The sequence below is a fragment of the Nostoc sp. genome (assembly GCF_036917465.1).
Taxonomy (GTDB): domain Bacteria; phylum Cyanobacteriota; class Cyanobacteriia; order Cyanobacteriales; family Nostocaceae; genus Nostoc.
Genome location: NZ_JBALDL010000014.1, coordinates 1 through 16,885 on the forward strand (window position 1 = coordinate 1; position 16,885 = coordinate 16,885).

A 16,885-nucleotide genomic window follows, 5' to 3' on the forward strand; every position below is an offset into this window, starting at 1 on the left:
ATAAATTAAATTATTTATCTCTTGATTATGAATGTTTTATTTGGAGAAATCGGCAATATAGGCTCAACTTAAAACCACACAATAACGCAATTATTAGCTTTCCGGCTCTCTAGCTGATGACTAATTGTAACCACGAATACTGTTTGTAAATTAATTGGTCAGCGCAAGTAAATTGGCCAGATGTATGATATTCTTGATTTATAGGGAATCTAAACCACTTCAAGCACAAAGGATCTCCAAGCACTTGCGCTGTAGTGATGAAGCCAAATCCCATAAGTTAACCAATTGTTTGATGAACTGATGGTCTTGCTCCACAAGTTTCTGGAGGATTGTGGAAGTACTTGATCGGTAGCAGTTCTGGAGTTCGGGGGGACTTTGGTCTGCTTGCAGTTCATCAATCACTTTTGGGATCAATCCTTTATTCTTTACAAATAGTTTTTTCTTAAATCCTCAGAAAGAATCGAAGCTTTGGCGAATGAAAGAATAGATCAATTAATCAATCAATCAATCAATCAATCGATAAATCACATTATTTCCGATTTAATCAATTGCATAAAACCAACTTATTTCAACATTAAGATGGATAAAAAAATCTATTATTTAAAAATAATAAATAATAGTCAATAGTGCTTTTTGATTTTAAATTATTGTTATTTTCTGTTGCTGCCATACATTATCACACAGAGTTAAAAACTATTTGAGAATCTGAGTATAACGGTATACTTACTTCTGGTAATTACAGTGTATATAATAGCTATACCGTCAAAACCTAATAGAAATTTGAAACGGTTTGCAGATTTATGCAGTTACTTGAAAAAGTTAGTTTAGCTTAAAGTTTAAACAATCCTGAAATTGGGAAAATTTCTGTCAGTATTGAATTAATTAATAATTACACATTATTCAAGGATGCGATCTAAATGACTAAACCGAAAACAACCCGTAAATCTGTTCACGATCGCATTCTAAGTACAGCATCAGGTTTGTTTTATCGAGAAGGAATTCGCAACGTTGGCATTGACAGAATCGTTGCGGAATCTGGCGTTGCGAAAATGTCGCTCTACAATCATTTCAAGTCAAAAGATGCATTGATTGAAGCGTGGCTGCGACAACAGGATGAACAATGGTGCGAATGGCTTAAAACCACCATTGAAGAACGAGCTTCTAACCCATACCAACAACTATTGGCAATATTTGATGCCCTGCGGGAATGGTTTGAAGGCCCAGATTTTCGAGGTAGTGCATTCATTAATGCTTCAGTGGAACTAGCCAATGCTGACCATCCTGGACATCGAGTAGCATTGGAGCATCAACAATCGATCTACCGCTACATCAAGAACCTTGCTCAAGCCGCAGAAGTTTCATCACCGGAACAGTTAGCCAGGCAACTGCTTCTGTTGGTGCAAGGTGCGATCGTGGTTGCGATGATGGAAGGAAGTTGGTCAACCGCTTCACAGGCGAAAAAAGTGGCAGCAATGTTAATTCAGGCTGCACCAAAATCCTAGACATCTCCAGAAATCAATTAAGACCCCTCTCCAAACCTCTACCCGAAGCGGGGAGAGGCTTAATTTCCGTGATATTTTTATGTAAATTTAAGGTATCGCAGCTTTGTTAATCCCGTCTCTCATTTGATGATTTCGTTTTCTGGTAACTCTATCTAACCAACTGTCCCAGTAGTCACCTGATTTACCCTCTTTTTTAGTAGACACTCTCTTGTTCCAAAGTTGGTTATCAGCTTTTAATTTTCTGGAGTCTACTAAAAAGGAATTTCCTAAAGTATCTACACAAGCAGCTAAGTTTTGAGAAGTTCCCAAGTCAATTGATAAGGCTTCATTGATATCTAATTCGTGATTTTCTTGTTTAACTAAATAAGATAACTCCAGGTACAAAGCACCATTTTTAGGTAAAATGGTAAATTCTTTCACCTTTGAGAAGTCTAAGTTAATTGGCATTGAGAGAAAGAATTCAGATATCCCGAACCACCTTTTTACTGTCAATCCTAAAGGAAATCTAATTTGATTATCCTTTAGAAAAGGTTTACCTGCTCCCGTGTTAGGAAATGCAATTTTGAAAAATTTAGATCCTTCAAGATAATTAGGTGGCTTAGGTTTGAAGGGTAACTCACCTTTATGAAAATTATTTCTCAGTTCCTTGAAGGACTTGAAAGCCTCGCTAACTGACATTAATGTTTGTTGAGCAACTACCGAAGGTAGTGAGCTTGCCAGTTGAGTTTTACTAACACTTGACTCATATATTAAATCGAATTTACCAGTGAGTAACTTACCAGTTTTGAAAAGTGTTTGTCTAGCAAAATAGACCCCGGAATTATAGAGTTTTCCCGATTGTTGGCAAAGATACTCCAATATTGCTTTAGTATCTTTATCAGGGAATAATAGGACTTGCTGAACTCCCATTAAGGGCTTATTTTTAACCATAATTTGTATTTTTATGAGCGCATTTATCATATCATTTTATGATAAGTTAATCAAGGAAAACGTAGGCGACTAAAGTCGCACGAGTCGCTTATATCTCAGGTCTAAAGACACTGAGTTTTACGCTTACCGAGAGATTTATAAAAAATGTAGACAGTAGTCGGAAAGTTACCTGTAGGAGTTTAGATTGATTGCTCACAGGCATTTGCGATCGCAATCGCCCTTAGCTCCTTGACACGAAAAGACGCGCTACTTCACAGGCAAAATTGGGCAGCAACGGCGACGTAATTATATCATCAACCAGCAACGTAGTCACCTGTTTTAACTGAGCATTGTCTCGTCGATAAACTTCGATTCGTTGAGTAATGCGATCGACAATCCAATACTCCTGCACTCCCTGAACTGAATACAGTTTCAACTTGGCTAATCGGTCTCGATCTTCATTCGCTTTTCCCAAAGAAAGCACTTCTACTACCAATTCCGGCGCTCCTCGAAAATGCCCCCCTTCATCCTGAATTTGCGCTAACCGCTCATAACTCACCCACGCCACATCGGGAGCCACATTATCGGAGTCTGAAAAGATTAGCCCTGGCATAATTGATGCTTCGCCTAAACCACTCTCCAAAGACCAATTATCTAAGACGGCAAAGATGCGACCCGTAACCTGCTGATGTTTATGATGAGGCGATCGCGTCACAAACAATTCTCCGTCAATAATTTCATAACAAATCCATTCGTTATCGGGTAATGCTGCAACATCTTGAATTGTCCAGCGAACACCGCTTGCAGTTTGGCTCATAACAGTGTTTTTTAGTGTGAGGGTGCTTCGATTGTATCGGACAAAAGGGGGCGTTGGCATTGCCACCCGCAGGCATCGCAGTTATCTTCACTCATTAAGTAGCACAGCTTTCGGCTTAACTTCATGATTACATTCCTCCTCATCATAATAACCCCTAAGCGCTGACAACCACGACGGGTAGGAAAATTACCTCAACAACTGCTAGATTTGTATCTGAATTCAACAACGCCATTTTTTTTAAACAAAATGTGCATCTTTAGGATTGAATGCCAGCTTAATCATTTCATGGGGATATAAACTGCCAAATATATGATTCCGAGGCACTCTGGCGATTAAAGTTTGTTCTCCCACCTTAACCCAAATACTACAAATTCCAATACCATTTAAAACCCGTTCTACTAGCCCTTCAATAATTACCGATCCAGGTTTGTGTTGCATTAAAGAACTTGGAGCGTAAACATTAAAAGTATCGCCAGATAAACAACATGCAGTAATTGGCTTTGTGATTTCCCCAGGATATAAAAACTCTATTCCATTTGCAAGTTTGATAAAACTTCCACGGCAACTCCGTTCTACCCGACACGGAGTAATATTATCTATCCCTACCAGTCTGGCAAGCTGCTCGTTAGCTGGTCGGCGGATGATGGTTTCCAAGTTATCATCCTGGATGATACAGCCGTCAAATAAAGCGATCGCTCGATCGGCAAAATGCAGTATATCTGTAAAATTATGACTGACTAATATGACTGCTGATCCCCTAGCTTGCGCCCACTCTCTAATTTTCTCGATCATCTGGGGACGTATCCCCACATCTAAAGAAGCAGAAGGCTCATCCAAAAGCAGCAATTCGGAATCAGCAACTAAACCACAGGCAATGCAAACCCGCTTTGCTTCACCACCAGACAGCGAACGAGCCGAACGTTTTGCCAAGTGTTCGCAGCCAAAAGTTGCAAGGGCAGTATGTACCCTTTGCGGAATCTTGGGCGTTGGTGTTCCCCGAAACTTTAATACTTTGGCAACATTATTAAAAACAGTGTCATCCAGTAATAATGTTTCTTGAAATACCAGAGCCGAACGACGACGCAACAATGTTTTATTGGCATTGCGGACATCCTGCCCAAATAATTGCATCTCACCACGGTAAGGTTGCAATAGATTGATTGTTCTTAACAGAGTGCTTTTACCAGCGCCATTGGGGCCAATTACTGCGACGAGTTCCCCAGGACGGACTGCAAAATTTTCAATTGACAGGATATTTTTATGCGTTTTGCTATCTACACTAACCTGTCGCATATTTAGGACATACTCGTGAGTACTCATAGAATTTTCCTGTCATGCTGTAGGATAGTCAGCAACACGATAACGGTGTATGTGATGATGAGTAAGATGTATGCGATCGCCATTGCCACATCGTAATTTCCTTTCCCTACCTCCGTGACGATCGCTGTAGTCAGAACTCTTGTCTGCCCCTTAATATTGCCGCCCACCATCATCGATGCGCCAACTTCCGAGATAACACGACCAAAACCGGCAATGACAGCAGCCATTAACCCTAACCGTGCTTCCTTAATCAGTAACCAGTTAACTTGCCACTGCGTCGCCCCCATCGATAACAGTCGCCAGCGTAGTTTCGGATTAATACTGATAATTGCTGTAAAACTGAAGCCAGCGACAATTGGAAAAGCAATGATTGCTTGGGCTACGATCATCGCTGTGGGTGTATAAATCAAATCAAAGTTTCCCAATGGGCCAGACCGCCACAAAAATACACTGACCACTAAACCGATTACCACGGGTGGTAATCCCATACCAAAGTTAATCAAACTATTCAGAGTCTGCTTGCCGGCGAAATCTACTAATGCCAGCCACATTCCTAATGGTAGTCCTAGTAAAACGCTAATGGCTGTAGCTGTTCCAGATACAAACAACGTCATTGTCATCACCTGGAAAACGTCGCGATCGCCATCGGTTAATAGCTCAAGAGCTTTTAAAGCTCCTTCGATGATTGTATTCACAATTTATTGCCCTGACAATCTGATTGCTGGTGTCAAAGCCCAGATATCTATTACTCACAGAAGTAGTAGAATATGCGGGATTAGTTGAGATTGTTTGCCTAAATACTACACATCTGCTGCGAGATATGATGTCGAAGGTAAGGCAGACAGATCATCGTTTGTGGTTAGAACTGCAATGGGTTGTAACACAAGAACACTTGCTATGAAAACCCGACTTTGGGTGCAACTACGATAAATCATCAGCAAAACGATCGTCGCGCCATCTTTGAGTAGATGGCGTTTAGGAAAAAAGATTTAGGTGTAGCTCAGTTGCTTAGGAAACTCTATAGTAATTTATTTCCAGGCTTTCTCTGAGTGTTGCTCGTAATCATTGTAAGCATTCACCAGACCTTTGAGGACTTCGGCTGTAGTCTCAAAAAGAGCCTGAGCCTTTGGATCTTCGATTTTGTTAACATCTTCACGCAAGTGTGCGATCAGATCGTTCAACTTACCTTTAATTTTCGCAGTGTGGTGGTGTGGATCGGTGGGCAAGTTTTGTTGGTTTGTCATGAGTTTACTCCTGCTATAGAAAAGAATAATTTCTACTATCTTCAAACTTAACAATGCTTTGGCTCATTGTTTGATGCTCAAGTTTGTTTAAAAGCCGTAATCTTTCTCCGTTTTACCCGCATCAACATAAAATAGCGGTTGTTTGAACTCTTTTTTCCCGTGGGCTGCAATTAGTGTCTGTCCTTCAGGAGATAAGACATAATTAATAAACGCTTTAGCTCCTGGACTATTCACTCTAGGGAATTTCTGAGAATTTACTTCCATAACATGGTAGAGATTTAACAGTTTCTTGTCTCCTTCCACCAGTATTGGTAAAGATAGGTTTTTCTTCTGAAATATATATGTTGCCCGATCCGCTAATGTATATCCCAGTTTTTGATTAGCAACTTGCAAAGTTTCCGCCATCCCTGAACCTGTTTGCTGATACCAACTGCCAGAAGGTGTGACATTTGCCTGTTTCCATAAATCTTTCTCTAGCTTATTAGTACCGGAGTCATCACCCCGCGATACAAACAATGCTTGGTTTTTAGCAATCAGGGAGAATGCTTCTACAGCATTCTTTTTCCCTCGGATCTTTGCCTTGTCAACATCTGGCCCGACGATCGCAAAGTCATTGTGCATTACCAAGTGGCGATTAATCACCGCACCACCTGCCAAAACTTTGCGTTCGGCTTTAGGTGAATTGACGAATAGCGCGTCAACCTCACCTTTTTCAGCCAGAGCCAAAGCTTGTCCGGTACCGACTGCAACCTTTTTGAGCTTATATCCTGTTTTCTTTTCAATCGCCGGAACTAAATCATCTAGTAGCCCGCTATCCTCAATACTGGTTGTCATCGCCACGATCACATCTTTCTTAACTGGAGACTGTCCAATAGTTGGCTTTTGCTTGACTAGGTTACTACCAAAGCCGATGCAAAGAATCGCCAGGAAACTTACCAAACACACATCGCGCACAACCCGATGATTGATCATTGCACTCTCCTACCAATCTATGTGCCAATATTTTTGACTATCGCAAGTAAATCTTACATTGGAAGTATAAGCAACATTGAGTAGGAAATCAACCATTTATGTTGTTTTCCAGACAATTCAGATGCTCAGAAGGATTATTGACAAGATGCTGAAATCTGAATTTTTACCCAACGTGGCGTTATTTTAGAGAAAATTGGCAGAATAAAGTAAATTTCCTAGTATGGCTTTAGACTGCTTAGTTTTAGTCATTGTGACGTAGTTTACAGATGCTTTGTGGAATGCGATCGCAGTTCATGATAAAGGAGAGATATAAGAGTAGATTTGGGCAATATAAATAGCAGATACAGGCTATGAATTCTCATAAACAAAGATAGCGATCGTGGCGACACACATATTCCACCAACTGACCTCAAAAAGATGAGATTTACCAGTGAAATAACCAATTACATCGCAGACAAAGGCAAACAACACCATCGCAATTACGAAGTGGACAATGATGGGATGAATCGTATCTGGGTAGGGTAAATTGTGGTCGTTTAAAGATGTAAGATACTCAAGCATTGTCTTCTCATCCATCTATCAGTTAGAAGTTAATAGTTAGTAGCGAAAAAGTAACTTCTAAACATTAATATTCACAATTTTTAGGTATGGCTTCTTTTGAAGATTTTTGTAGCTTTGATTTTTCATCTCCATATATAAAGAATATCATACCTCTAGCAAAATTACTTGCGATCGCTAACTAATTTTCAAACAGTATGTCTGGTTACAAGTGAATCATAAGCTAGAGTATCTTCAACCAACAATTGCTTTTTTTTCTGTTGTTTCTGGGTTAGTAATTTTGACCTGTTCTAAAAAACGAGATATCCAAGGTAAAGCTACCATGATTCCTGTTAACACTACTAAAAATACAGCTATTCCCCAAATTTGGTCGCGGGGAATTTCGAGAACACCACGTAAAATTACCTCTCTTAAAGCAGAAACAATAGTAATTTCTACTGCTGCGGTCACGGATGTTCGCTGTTGTTGTAGATGATCGATTAACAAACGGAACAACTCTACTAAAATCAAAATGAACAGGATATCAGATGTTACTTGCCGTAAATCTAATGGACTCAAAAAGGAGAAGAACATATCTCCCAGTCGGATGAGCATCACACAGAATAAACCAAGACAGAGAGAAATGATAATAAAGTCTTGGAAAAATTCAAGATTACGTACAATTGTATTTCTTTGTAACCAGTTATTTAAGTTTAAACTTAGCCCCTTTAGCATGGTATTTCCTAACAAAACAGATTTATTTATCTCCATAAGTGAAATAGTGCTGATACCAATTCTCTATGAAGCTGCATATAATTCGATCCCCCCTAGCCCACGCCAGTCGCTCATGGGGGAAACCCCCAAGACCGCGCTGGCTCCCCTTAATAAGGGGAAAACCGGAAAAACATCTATTAAAGTCCCCCTTTTTAAGGGGGATTTAGGGGGATCAAGATATGTGCAACTTCACATTAAATTGGTATGAGTATCTAGCATCGATTACTCAGCACGGGCTAAACGCCCCGCTACCGCTAACGGAACTGTATGAGAGGCTCAGATCCCCGACTTCTTTAAGAAGTCGGGGATCTTGTTACTCACGAATCGTTTAGGACTGCTATATGGGGTTCCATTCAGCCCTATTCAACTATTTTTAACCCTTGAGGTTATGTACAGTTTCAGAGGTTTTCATCTTGGATGCTGCGGTTGTTAAGTTATTCGCAGCCTTGATGATCTCTTGTAAGGTTTCGTTAATCAGTTTTTCATCAGGGGGAGCTTCTAATAAGTAAGTTTCTATGAAAATCTCCACTCGATTCATAATTATTTTGGCTTGAGAGCGTAGTCTGTTGAGGTCTTTGGTAGATAGATTATTCATTGTTTGAAGTTCCTTTGGTTTCGCGGGTTAATTCTACATTTTTAGTCAGCAATTCTCAGGTAAAGAGCGATTCTTACAGTTCAGGCCTTTTTTGAAAGATAAAGCTTGCTGGAATACCCATTAAATCGTTCGTCTTTTGACTGCTTAAATGCCTTCAGATTCCCCAAATTCGTACAAAGGTTTCAAGCAGGAGAATTGCTATATCTGGTAAGTTGGTTGGTCTATTTTAGGATTTATGCACTGAAAACTTGAGATTGCAACTCTTAAAGATGCTCCGTGTAGCTTGCTTCTTTGCAGGAGTATGCGATGGCGTAACCGCCCACCGGAGGCGATCGCAATAATGTAATTTTGTTACAGTACGTAAGTTCTATATCTATCCTTATCTATCCTTTAGGCTTACGCACTGAAATCATCTTTTGAGACTGGGTGTAGGGTTGTGAGTCTTTAAGCCTCAGAAGCTTTGGTGCAAACATCAAAAGTTATCCTCTTGCGCGTAGCTTGTTTAAAACTAGAGGTACAATGGATGCTTACCCTGTCTTTGTATCTTCTGGCTGTTGACCCCTTTATAACAACTTGAAGCCGAAGTTATTCAGAGTCTCACGCAAATCTTTGCAACCTTTCAAATAGTCTAAAGTGGCAATCCGCTCGGCTGAGTGTTGCGACCAATCACCAGGGACATTCATCTTTTGTTCAGTGTAGAACTCTTTCATGATATCATTGTAATGAGCGATCGCTTCATCTTGCTCTGCTAATTTATAGGTTTCCCGGTGGAATACAGCCGGCTGAGGTAGACGCGGCTTAACAACAGGTTGTGCTTCAGGATTGGGATAACCCACACACAACCCAAACACAGGGAATACAAAAGGTGGCAAATTCAATAACGTGGCTACCTCTTGAGTACTTTTGCGGATTGCGCCGATATATACCGTTCCTAAACCAACTGATTCAGCAGCTACAATTGCATTTTGCGCTGCGACTGAAGCATCGACTATGGCTTTAACCAACAGTTCTACGTAATCCAGAGCTACGGGAGTTAGTCCGCGAGTGTCAGCAATATGAGCCAGACGACCTAAATCTGCTAACCAAACCAAGAATACAGGAGCCTGGTTAATCCATACTTGGTTATTAGCCAGCTTGCATAATTCTGCTTTGCGTTCTTGATCTTCAATCGCTACCACACTCCAGGTTTGCATATTAGCTGAACTAGGAGCAGATTGAGCAGCTGCAACTAGCCATTCTAGGGTTCCTGGTGGTAAAGGATCGGATAGATAAGACCGAACTGAACGGTGAGCTAGTAGTGTTTCTAGAGAGGCGTTCCAGTCAATTTCGTGATTAAAGGGAACTTCACCGTAGCGCGATCGCAATAGTTCTGTAGGATTAGTCATAGTCAAAGGGATTACCAACAACGAGAAACAAGGAAGAAACAGAAAATCAGGAGGCTGATTTTCTGACAAAGGTAGAGAAAATCCTTAACTGCTACGCAGCTAGCTGGGTTTTTCCGAAATTTGCAAGGCGATCGTTCCGAAAAAAAGCAACTCGTAAAGCTAGCCGATATTCAGATTCAGGGCAAGTAAGCGGAGTTACTGTATGCCAAGAATTATCAGAACGCGCGATCGCAACTGAGGAATCGCTCAGGGGTAGAATATCTTGGAATGCAGATTCCGGCTGGGAGTCTTTAAGAATTCGCAAATAGCCTCCCCAGTCTACAGACCATTGTTGATTGAAAAATAGCAGATGAGTTAAAACTTTGTTCGGCTCGTCTGTATGAGGGTGATGCAAGTGTCCTAATTGATATCGGCGAAATCCAATATCCATTACACAGTCCTTTAGTTCCAACCCAGACATTTCGGCCATTGCTGCGCGGTAAGAATCTGTCCACAGTTCTTCTATCAACTGTTGCCAGACTTTACTGAGGTGTCTTAAGTCATAAGTAAGTCTGCCTTGTGCCATCCGCTCTCGCCAGCGATTATCGTTAGATTTGAGCATCAAGGAAATATCTTCGCTAGTGGCAAGCATCTTTCCCCAGGAGTATCCATATCCCTCTCCCTCCGACAGGCGAAACTCCTCATGGGGAAAACTCGCAGTTAGTTCTAAGCTTGCTTCTGGTGAAAGCAGGTTTTTTATCAAAGCCCAGTTATATGGGACTTTTTGCATTGCTGTGGCACGAATAGACTGAAAATTAAGCATGGTAGAAAAAAATGCTTTACTAGAATTAACCAATCCTGACTACCCTGGACATCAAATGGTATTGGAACATCAACAATCCGATTTATCTCTGCACCAAGAAACTCTGCTCAATCGGCAGAAGTTTCATTACCGGAACAGTTAGAAAATCGTTCCAGCCAATTTCGTAATTGAAAGGAATCTCACCGTAGGGCGAGCGCAGTAGTTTTGTAGGATTTGTCATACTCAACTTTTGAACCTGAACACTTTTTGACGATTTCAGAGGGGATTACCAACCCCATTGCAAATTTGTTTAGGTGTAAGGGAACTCCAAGAAATAAATTATCCAATATTGTGGGGTGGGCATCTTGCCCGCCCAGTTGATATGGCTCTCGTGTCGCCCACCCTACAAGAGTTAATTGAATATTTTTTTATTTGGAAGTCCCTAAGACAACTCGTACCACTACTCAAAGTAATTCGATATCAACCTCCATAGAATCAAACTGCTTCCCCTGCTGTTTGAGTAATTTTGGCTGGAGACTACGCAACAAGGAGCGCAACACATCAGTTTTAGTGAGTTGAAAATTTTGACAGTACTGCTCTAGAAGTTGCCGTTCTTCTGGAGACAATTGAAAAGTGATCCATCCTTGCTCTTTTCTCGGCATATTCAATACCAACATATTTGGTAATATTCTAGCAATTGATACAATCATAGTGAGCAAAAACTTAACGGAATTGTTATGTGTTCTAAATCAACTTCACTTTTAATTCAAGTCTTCTCTGGTGAAACTGACTGAAACATATTGATGTGTTGATGGGTAAAAGCACAATTCAACTTAATGTTTTGGTAGATGTGTGCGTTCACCCTTGAGGAACCAAACTTAGAAGTTCTTCAACCGTGAGACTGCGCTTAACTTTTACTGACTTGTGCTTTACAGCATCTAGCACTGATTGAATCTCTGGCTGACTGAGCGTGATTCCATGTTCTTGCAGCACACTGAATATCAGATGCCGACCGGAATGTTTGCCTACAACAAGGCGACGTTCCCAACCAACATCTTCCGGCGCAAAGGGTTCGTAAGTACTCGGATTTTGCAACACACCGTGAGCATGAATACCCGACTCGTGGGCAAAAGTATTTTCACCCACGATCGCTTTCCAGGGAGGAACTGGCCAGTTGGCAGCTTTAGCAACTAACCGTGATAGTTCCAGCAGCCGTTTTGTATCAATGCCCGTCTGGATATGGTAGATGTGTTTTAGTGCCATCACAATTTCTTCCAGCGCCGCATTACCTGCCCGTTCGCCGATCCCGTTTACCGTAGTGTTAACCGATAGCGCCCCTGCTTCAATACCAGCTAGCGAGTTTGCCATTGCCAGTCCAAAGTCATTGTGCGTATGCATTTCTATGGGAATAAATAGATGATGCACAAGAGAGCGAACTTTGCTGTAAGTAGTCAGAGGATCGAGAATTCCTACAGTGTCACAAAAGCGAAACCGGAAAGCTCCCAACTCTTGAGCATAATATGCCACATCTAACAGAAAAGATTCATCGGCTCTGGAAGAATCTTCTCCACCAACAGATACAGATAAACCGCGATCGCAAGCGAAATTTACTGCATCTCGCAAACGATCTAGCATTTTCTGCTGCTTACCGTCAAACTTGGCGGCAATCTGAATTTCCGAGACAGGAACGGAAATATGCACCCGTTCTAAACCACAATCTATCGATGCCTGAATATCAGACAAATTAGCCCGGTTCCACCCCAGTAATTTGGACTTTAATCCCAGATTGGCAATGATTTTGATTGACTCTGCTTCTTCTTGTCCCATTGCTGGAACGCCAATTTCCAATTCTGGAACACCAATAGCATCAAGAAAAGTGGCGATCGCAATTTTTTCTTCAACGTTAAAGGCTACACCTGCCGCTTGTTCGCCATCTCGTAAGGTTGTATCGTTAATTTGAATCGGATGTTTGTTCATTGAGAAATGATGATTCATGAGCGGCTAACTTGTTGGGTGATTTTGATTTACTTGAGGAATTCGCAATTGAAACACAGAGGAACTAACTAGAGTTTTGGAAACTTAAAGACATATTCCTTAGCCGTGGGTTAATAATTACGAATTACGTTAGCGTAGTGGGGCATAGCCCATTACGAATTATTTAAATATTTGCGACAACTTCCCCAATATTGCTAATATCATAGCCACCAAGAATTTCTAATTGCGATTGGACTAGGCGATGTCCCAAAATACTGAGAAACTGCTTTACTGGTTCTTCTTCCAAGTATTCTTTAATAATCACCAAGTCATATCGCGCCCGATGAAGGGGGATAAATCCCAACCCAAAGGCAGCAGCTATAGATGCCGTACTGATACCTGCATCAGCGATTCCTGAGACTACAGATAAGGCAACATCTTGATGGCTGTGAACGATATGGTCAGATCCTTTAACTTTATGCAATGGCACTCCTTCTTCTTGGAGTTTCCGTTCTAAAAGCATCCGACTGCCAGAACCTACTTCATGGGTGACAATAGTAGCTCCAAATTCTACTAAGTCGGAAACTGTTTTAACTCCCATTGGGTTTCCTGGTGGGACTAACAAACCTTCTTCCCAAACTCCAAGGGTAATCAAAACGGCACTCTTACCTGTTAATGCTTTCCGCACAAAGGGGATATTATGCTCCCCAGTATTAGCATCATATAAGTGCATTCCTGCAATGTGAACTTCACCTCGGCAAAGACTACGCAATGCAGCTGTGCTGTGGGCGAAACGATAATGAATTCGCAGTTTTGGATGCCAACGTTCAGTTGCTCTTGCCAAGAGGGAAAGTACAGGTGTACAACCAGCAATCACAACTGTATTGTGCAGTTTGTCTATATCATCCAGAAGCCGAACCTGGACTTTATTTGTACCGATCTGGCTCTGTGCTTCACCCTCCGAGTGACGCTCGTTAGTAGTTACCTCTGACGCTAATGGCAATTTGCTGATGCCGGGAAACCCTTTCACTCTTACGGATGACGCGTCGCTACTGCTACCGCTTGCGCTAACCCCAGTCCCTACAATGGGGCGACTCACCGCAACTGTCTCACCATCAGCTGGAATCATTTCGATCCGAAAAGCATCATTCCCAACGAGGGGATAAGCTATCCATTGATCCCCAACCCGCGCTAGACTAACTCGCAATTGCTGTTGCTTAGGGGCTGATCCGGTAAGAATTGCCTCAACTTCTGGTAAATCTTGCTCAAACCAGAATAAGTCCTCGACTTGGCAACCAAGCGCCTTGGCTAAACGCAGTGACATAGCAACAGAAGGAGCATATTGTCCAGATTCCACACCACCAATACTCTGACGAGTTACGCCAGCGATGTTGGCCAATTCTTGCTGGCTCATGCCTAAGCGAGTTCTAATTGACTTCAGGTTGTTGCAAAGATTCACATCCAGTTTCATGAGGCTGTATCTCTCCGTTAGAAAAAGCCGCAACGGACAAACTTAAATTGTTAGGGCAATAGCAAGGTTTTCTAGTGGAATGGCGTTTTTGTTGTCAGACATATTGATGTTTTGACAATTTCGCTTATCTGCTGCAAGCATAGCATACACTTCGCTAAAATCCTTGCATCTTTAGATACTATTTTAGCGTTGAAGTAGGCGAAGCTAGCGATCGCCTTTTCATCATTTGCTAGCCAAGCGTTACAAAAATAGGAATTACGCAAAAAAGCCTCAAACTCTTATTCCTCCGTATCCGGTTATTGAGCGTTCGCGCAGCGTCTCGCAGAGAAGCCGAAATACTGCATTCTCTGTTGTAGCCTGTGGCAAGCCGCAGATATTAGAGACGCTCCGCTCCCGCTTGCTTCGATCTAGAGTATGCGTCTACAATTTTCTGTTATCTGTATATAAGTCGTGAAAAATCTTATCTTTAGTCCAAGTGCGGTAAGTCCTGATCTAGATGCCAATTGCCTTTTTTAATTGGCACCGCCACCCATTGAAGTTCCAACCATAAGATCGGGTTCTTTTCCTTCAACCTTGAGACGGGATCGCGAATAATGCGTGTGGCGTTTATGCAAACAGCATTCGATATCCCCAAATCTTCGGCAACGCCTCTAAAAACGTCTTTGTTGGCATTAATTGAGGCAAATAGCATATTAGGATAAAAAACAACAAAATGTTGTATAAGTTTTGGAGGGCAGCCCCAGTAAGAGTTTACGAGTTCGACATGGCAGTACTGGAGCAACTCGCCTACTTTGGCATAGCGTCCCTTGACTACGGTAGTAAATTTTTGGACTAATACCTCTTCAGTCAACATAATAAGTTCTACTCCTTCAATGAGGTAGATAAATTTTGACGTGGTTACGTCGATTTCTCAAATAGTGGTAAGAAACTTACGCAGTTTTTTCTGCTTTTTCGAGTCAGAGGTTGCCAATTGCTCCAGATACCTTGTATTAGGGATAATCCCTACTGCATCGTCCTAGCCGAACAACCCAAACTTCACTAGCAGTTCCTCAATGCGATCGTTAGACATAGATTTCGGAGTTACAAAATCTGTGTTATGGTCAATTGCTGTTGCCAGGTTGCGATAGTGCTGCGCCTGTTCACACTCAGGAGCATACTCAATCACCGTCTTGCGGTGGAACTCTGCCCGTTGTACCATATTGTCTCTGGGTATGGAGTAGATCATTTGAGTCCCCAGTTCCTCTGCAAGAGCTTTGATGCGATCGTCTTCCTCATCAACTTTGCGAGAGTTACAAATCAATCCTCCCAGACGTATACCGCCTATTGGAGCATACTTTTGAATGCTTCGGCAGATGTTGTTGACGGTATACATTGCCATAATTTCCCCAGAAGTGACAATGTAAATTTCTTGAGCTTTGCGTTCACGAATGGGCATGACAAATCCACCGCATACCACATCACCCAGACCATCATAAAATGTATAATCAAGTCTAACTGCATCATCATAAGCACCAAGTTGTTCCAGCAACCCAATAGATGTCAGAATGCCTCTACCAGCACATCCCACACCAGGTTCCGGCCCACCCGATTCCACACACAGCGTCTTCCCCCATCCCTCCTGACGGAAGTCTTCTAAATTGATGTCATCATCATCTTCTTCTTTACGCAAAGTATCAAGTACAATCTTCTGGTGAAATCCCCCCAAAAGCAGCCTGGTGGAGTCTGCTTTCGAGTCACACCCTACAACCATCACCTTACGGCTCATATCAGCCAGTCCAGCCACTACATTTTGAGTCGTTGTGGATTTGCCAACTCCCCCTCTTCCATAAATAGCAATCTTCCGCATAAAAACCTCGGTAATGGCGCAGACTTGTTGATTCGGCTCCCAGATTATGGTGTAATCAAGTAGAGTGTTGAATAAAATTGAAGTTGTAGTTTTTGAAATAGTTCACTGCCCAGATTGTGACAGCATCAACGTAATCAGAGTGTGGAAATCAGCCGTCTATCCAGCACTACAAATATTGCAGTTATCTGCTAGAAGTTAAACACCTTTTTACAGATGTAGCAGTAGATATTAATGGGATGCGAGATACAATAAGGGTGCTAAAAAATAGTCGTAATCTTGTTAATAAGAATTCAAGAAACTTCTACAACTACAGTGGTGAATGAGAAGTTTCTGTTTTATTACAGCAAGACAAACACTATTTATCTTTGAAGAAAGATACATAGAAAAATCAGTCCAGCCTAGTTTATGGCAACAGTTTCGCCAAACGAAAAACCGATTTTTAGGCGGTTTTGCTCCACTTCGATTAACGTTATGCCGTCACCAATAAATGATGAGGCTGGTCTGATACTCACTTCAAAGGAACCTAAGGAGTTTTCGTCCTTGTTTTAGATTCCCTATAAATAAAGAATATCATACATCTGGCCAATTTACTTGCGCTGAGGAATTAATTTACAAAGAGTATTTGTGGTTACAATTAGTCATCAGCTAGAGAGCCGGAAAGCCAATAATTGCGTTATTGTGTGGTTTTAAGTTGAGCCTATATTGCCGATTTCTCCAAATAAAACATTCATAATCAAGAGATAAATAATTTAATTTAT

Annotated in this window: 18 protein-coding genes and 2 pseudogenes; 3 read left to right on the forward strand and 17 right to left on the reverse strand. The window is 41.5% G+C overall.

Annotated elements, in window-relative coordinates; genetic code table 11:
* The first annotated feature begins 917 nt into the window (after window positions 1-917).
* Complete coding sequence (locus V7K38_RS02805; protein ID WP_334855264.1) at window positions 918-1,502, forward strand: TetR/AcrR family transcriptional regulator; 585 nt, start codon at window positions 918-920, stop codon at window positions 1,500-1,502.
* An 87-nt stretch (window positions 1,503-1,589) separates the two neighbouring features.
* Here the strand turns inward: V7K38_RS02805 and V7K38_RS02810 are convergent, their stop codons facing one another.
* The 4 genes from V7K38_RS02810 to V7K38_RS02825 form a co-directional block, all read right to left on the reverse strand.
* Window positions 1,590-2,432, reverse strand: coding sequence for an RNA-guided endonuclease InsQ/TnpB family protein (locus tag V7K38_RS02810; protein WP_334855265.1), 843 nt, complete (start codon window positions 2,430-2,432; stop codon window positions 1,590-1,592).
* A gap of 220 nt (window positions 2,433-2,652) precedes the next feature.
* Complete coding sequence (locus V7K38_RS02815; protein WP_334855267.1) at window positions 2,653-3,228, reverse strand: Uma2 family endonuclease; 576 nt, start codon at window positions 3,226-3,228, stop codon at window positions 2,653-2,655.
* A 237-nt stretch (window positions 3,229-3,465) separates the two neighbouring features.
* On the reverse strand, window positions 3,466-4,548 hold the full coding sequence (locus tag V7K38_RS02820) for an energy-coupling factor ABC transporter ATP-binding protein (RefSeq protein WP_334855269.1): 1,083 nt from the start codon (window positions 4,546-4,548) through the stop codon (window positions 3,466-3,468).
* Window positions 4,545-5,243, reverse strand: a complete 699-nt coding sequence (locus tag V7K38_RS02825; RefSeq protein ID WP_334855271.1) for an ABC transporter permease — start codon at window positions 5,241-5,243, stop codon at window positions 4,545-4,547. The genes V7K38_RS02820 and V7K38_RS02825 overlap by 4 nt, the downstream gene beginning before the upstream one ends.
* A 29-nt stretch (window positions 5,244-5,272) precedes the next feature.
* Here V7K38_RS02825 and V7K38_RS02830 point away from each other — a divergent pair, with 29 nt between their 5' ends.
* Window positions 5,273-5,449: a hypothetical protein gene (locus tag V7K38_RS02830; protein WP_334855273.1), complete on the forward strand. Its 177-nt coding sequence runs from the start codon at window positions 5,273-5,275 to the stop codon at window positions 5,447-5,449.
* Between the two features lie 127 nt (window positions 5,450-5,576).
* Here the strand turns inward: V7K38_RS02830 and V7K38_RS02835 are convergent, their stop codons facing one another.
* The 7 genes and pseudogenes from V7K38_RS02835 to V7K38_RS02865 all read right to left on the reverse strand — a co-directional run bounded on the left by V7K38_RS02835 (window position 5,577) and on the right by V7K38_RS02865 (window position 10,857).
* Window positions 5,577-5,792 carry a hypothetical protein gene (locus tag V7K38_RS02835; RefSeq protein ID WP_334855275.1) on the reverse strand — a complete coding sequence of 72 codons (216 nt, stop codon included), beginning with the start codon at window positions 5,790-5,792 and terminating at the stop codon, window positions 5,577-5,579.
* A gap of 87 nt (window positions 5,793-5,879) precedes the next feature.
* Entirely contained in the window at window positions 5,880-6,764 is an 885-nt protein-coding gene (locus V7K38_RS02840) for a substrate-binding domain-containing protein (protein ID WP_334855276.1), read from the reverse strand.
* A gap of 363 nt (window positions 6,765-7,127) precedes the next feature.
* Window positions 7,128-7,325: pseudogene (locus tag V7K38_RS02845) on the reverse strand (DUF2231 domain-containing protein); the annotation flags it as partial.
* Window positions 7,326-7,556: 231 nt separating this feature from the next.
* The gene (locus V7K38_RS02850) at window positions 7,557-8,036 is read right to left on the reverse strand and encodes a phosphate-starvation-inducible PsiE family protein (protein WP_334855300.1); all 480 of its coding nucleotides are present in this window, start codon (window positions 8,034-8,036) and stop codon (window positions 7,557-7,559) included.
* A gap of 412 nt (window positions 8,037-8,448) precedes the next feature.
* On the reverse strand, window positions 8,449-8,670 hold the full coding sequence (locus V7K38_RS02855) for a hypothetical protein (protein ID WP_334855277.1): 222 nt from the start codon (window positions 8,668-8,670) through the stop codon (window positions 8,449-8,451).
* Between the two features lie 563 nt (window positions 8,671-9,233).
* Window positions 9,234-10,055, reverse strand: coding sequence for an NADPH-dependent oxidoreductase (locus tag V7K38_RS02860; protein WP_334855280.1), 822 nt, complete (start codon window positions 10,053-10,055; stop codon window positions 9,234-9,236).
* 91 nt (window positions 10,056-10,146) lie between these two features.
* Entirely contained in the window at window positions 10,147-10,857 is a 711-nt protein-coding gene (locus V7K38_RS02865) for a 2OG-Fe(II) oxygenase (protein WP_334855287.1), read from the reverse strand.
* Between V7K38_RS02865 and V7K38_RS02870 the strand changes: the two genes are divergently transcribed.
* A complete protein-coding gene (locus tag V7K38_RS02870; protein WP_334855288.1) occupies window positions 10,856-10,999 on the forward strand; it encodes a hypothetical protein in 144 nt (47 codons plus the stop codon). The two genes, V7K38_RS02865 and V7K38_RS02870, sit on opposite strands and share 2 nt — an antisense overlap.
* A 370-nt stretch (window positions 11,000-11,369) precedes the next feature.
* Here V7K38_RS02870 and V7K38_RS02875 read toward each other — a convergent pair.
* The 6 genes and pseudogenes from V7K38_RS02875 to nifH all read right to left on the reverse strand — a co-directional run.
* Window positions 11,370-11,498: pseudogene (locus tag V7K38_RS02875) on the reverse strand (CopG family transcriptional regulator); the annotation flags it as partial.
* 196 nt (window positions 11,499-11,694) lie between these two features.
* Entirely contained in the window at window positions 11,695-12,813 is a 1,119-nt protein-coding gene (gene nifV / locus V7K38_RS02880) for a homocitrate synthase (protein ID WP_334855289.1), read from the reverse strand.
* 181 nt (window positions 12,814-12,994) lie between these two features.
* On the reverse strand, window positions 12,995-14,281 hold the full coding sequence (locus V7K38_RS02885) for a substrate-binding domain-containing protein (RefSeq protein WP_334855291.1): 1,287 nt from the start codon (window positions 14,279-14,281) through the stop codon (window positions 12,995-12,997).
* A 71-nt stretch (window positions 14,282-14,352) separates the two neighbouring features.
* Complete coding sequence (locus V7K38_RS02890) at window positions 14,353-14,544, reverse strand: hypothetical protein (RefSeq protein ID WP_334855294.1); 192 nt, start codon at window positions 14,542-14,544, stop codon at window positions 14,353-14,355.
* 203 nt (window positions 14,545-14,747) lie between these two features.
* Window positions 14,748-15,134, reverse strand: a complete 387-nt coding sequence (locus V7K38_RS02895; protein ID WP_334855296.1) for a hypothetical protein — start codon at window positions 15,132-15,134, stop codon at window positions 14,748-14,750.
* Between the two features lie 162 nt (window positions 15,135-15,296).
* Window positions 15,297-16,127: a nitrogenase iron protein gene (gene nifH, locus V7K38_RS02900; protein WP_334855299.1), complete on the reverse strand. Its 831-nt coding sequence runs from the start codon at window positions 16,125-16,127 to the stop codon at window positions 15,297-15,299.
* Window positions 16,128-16,885 lie beyond the last annotated feature (758 nt).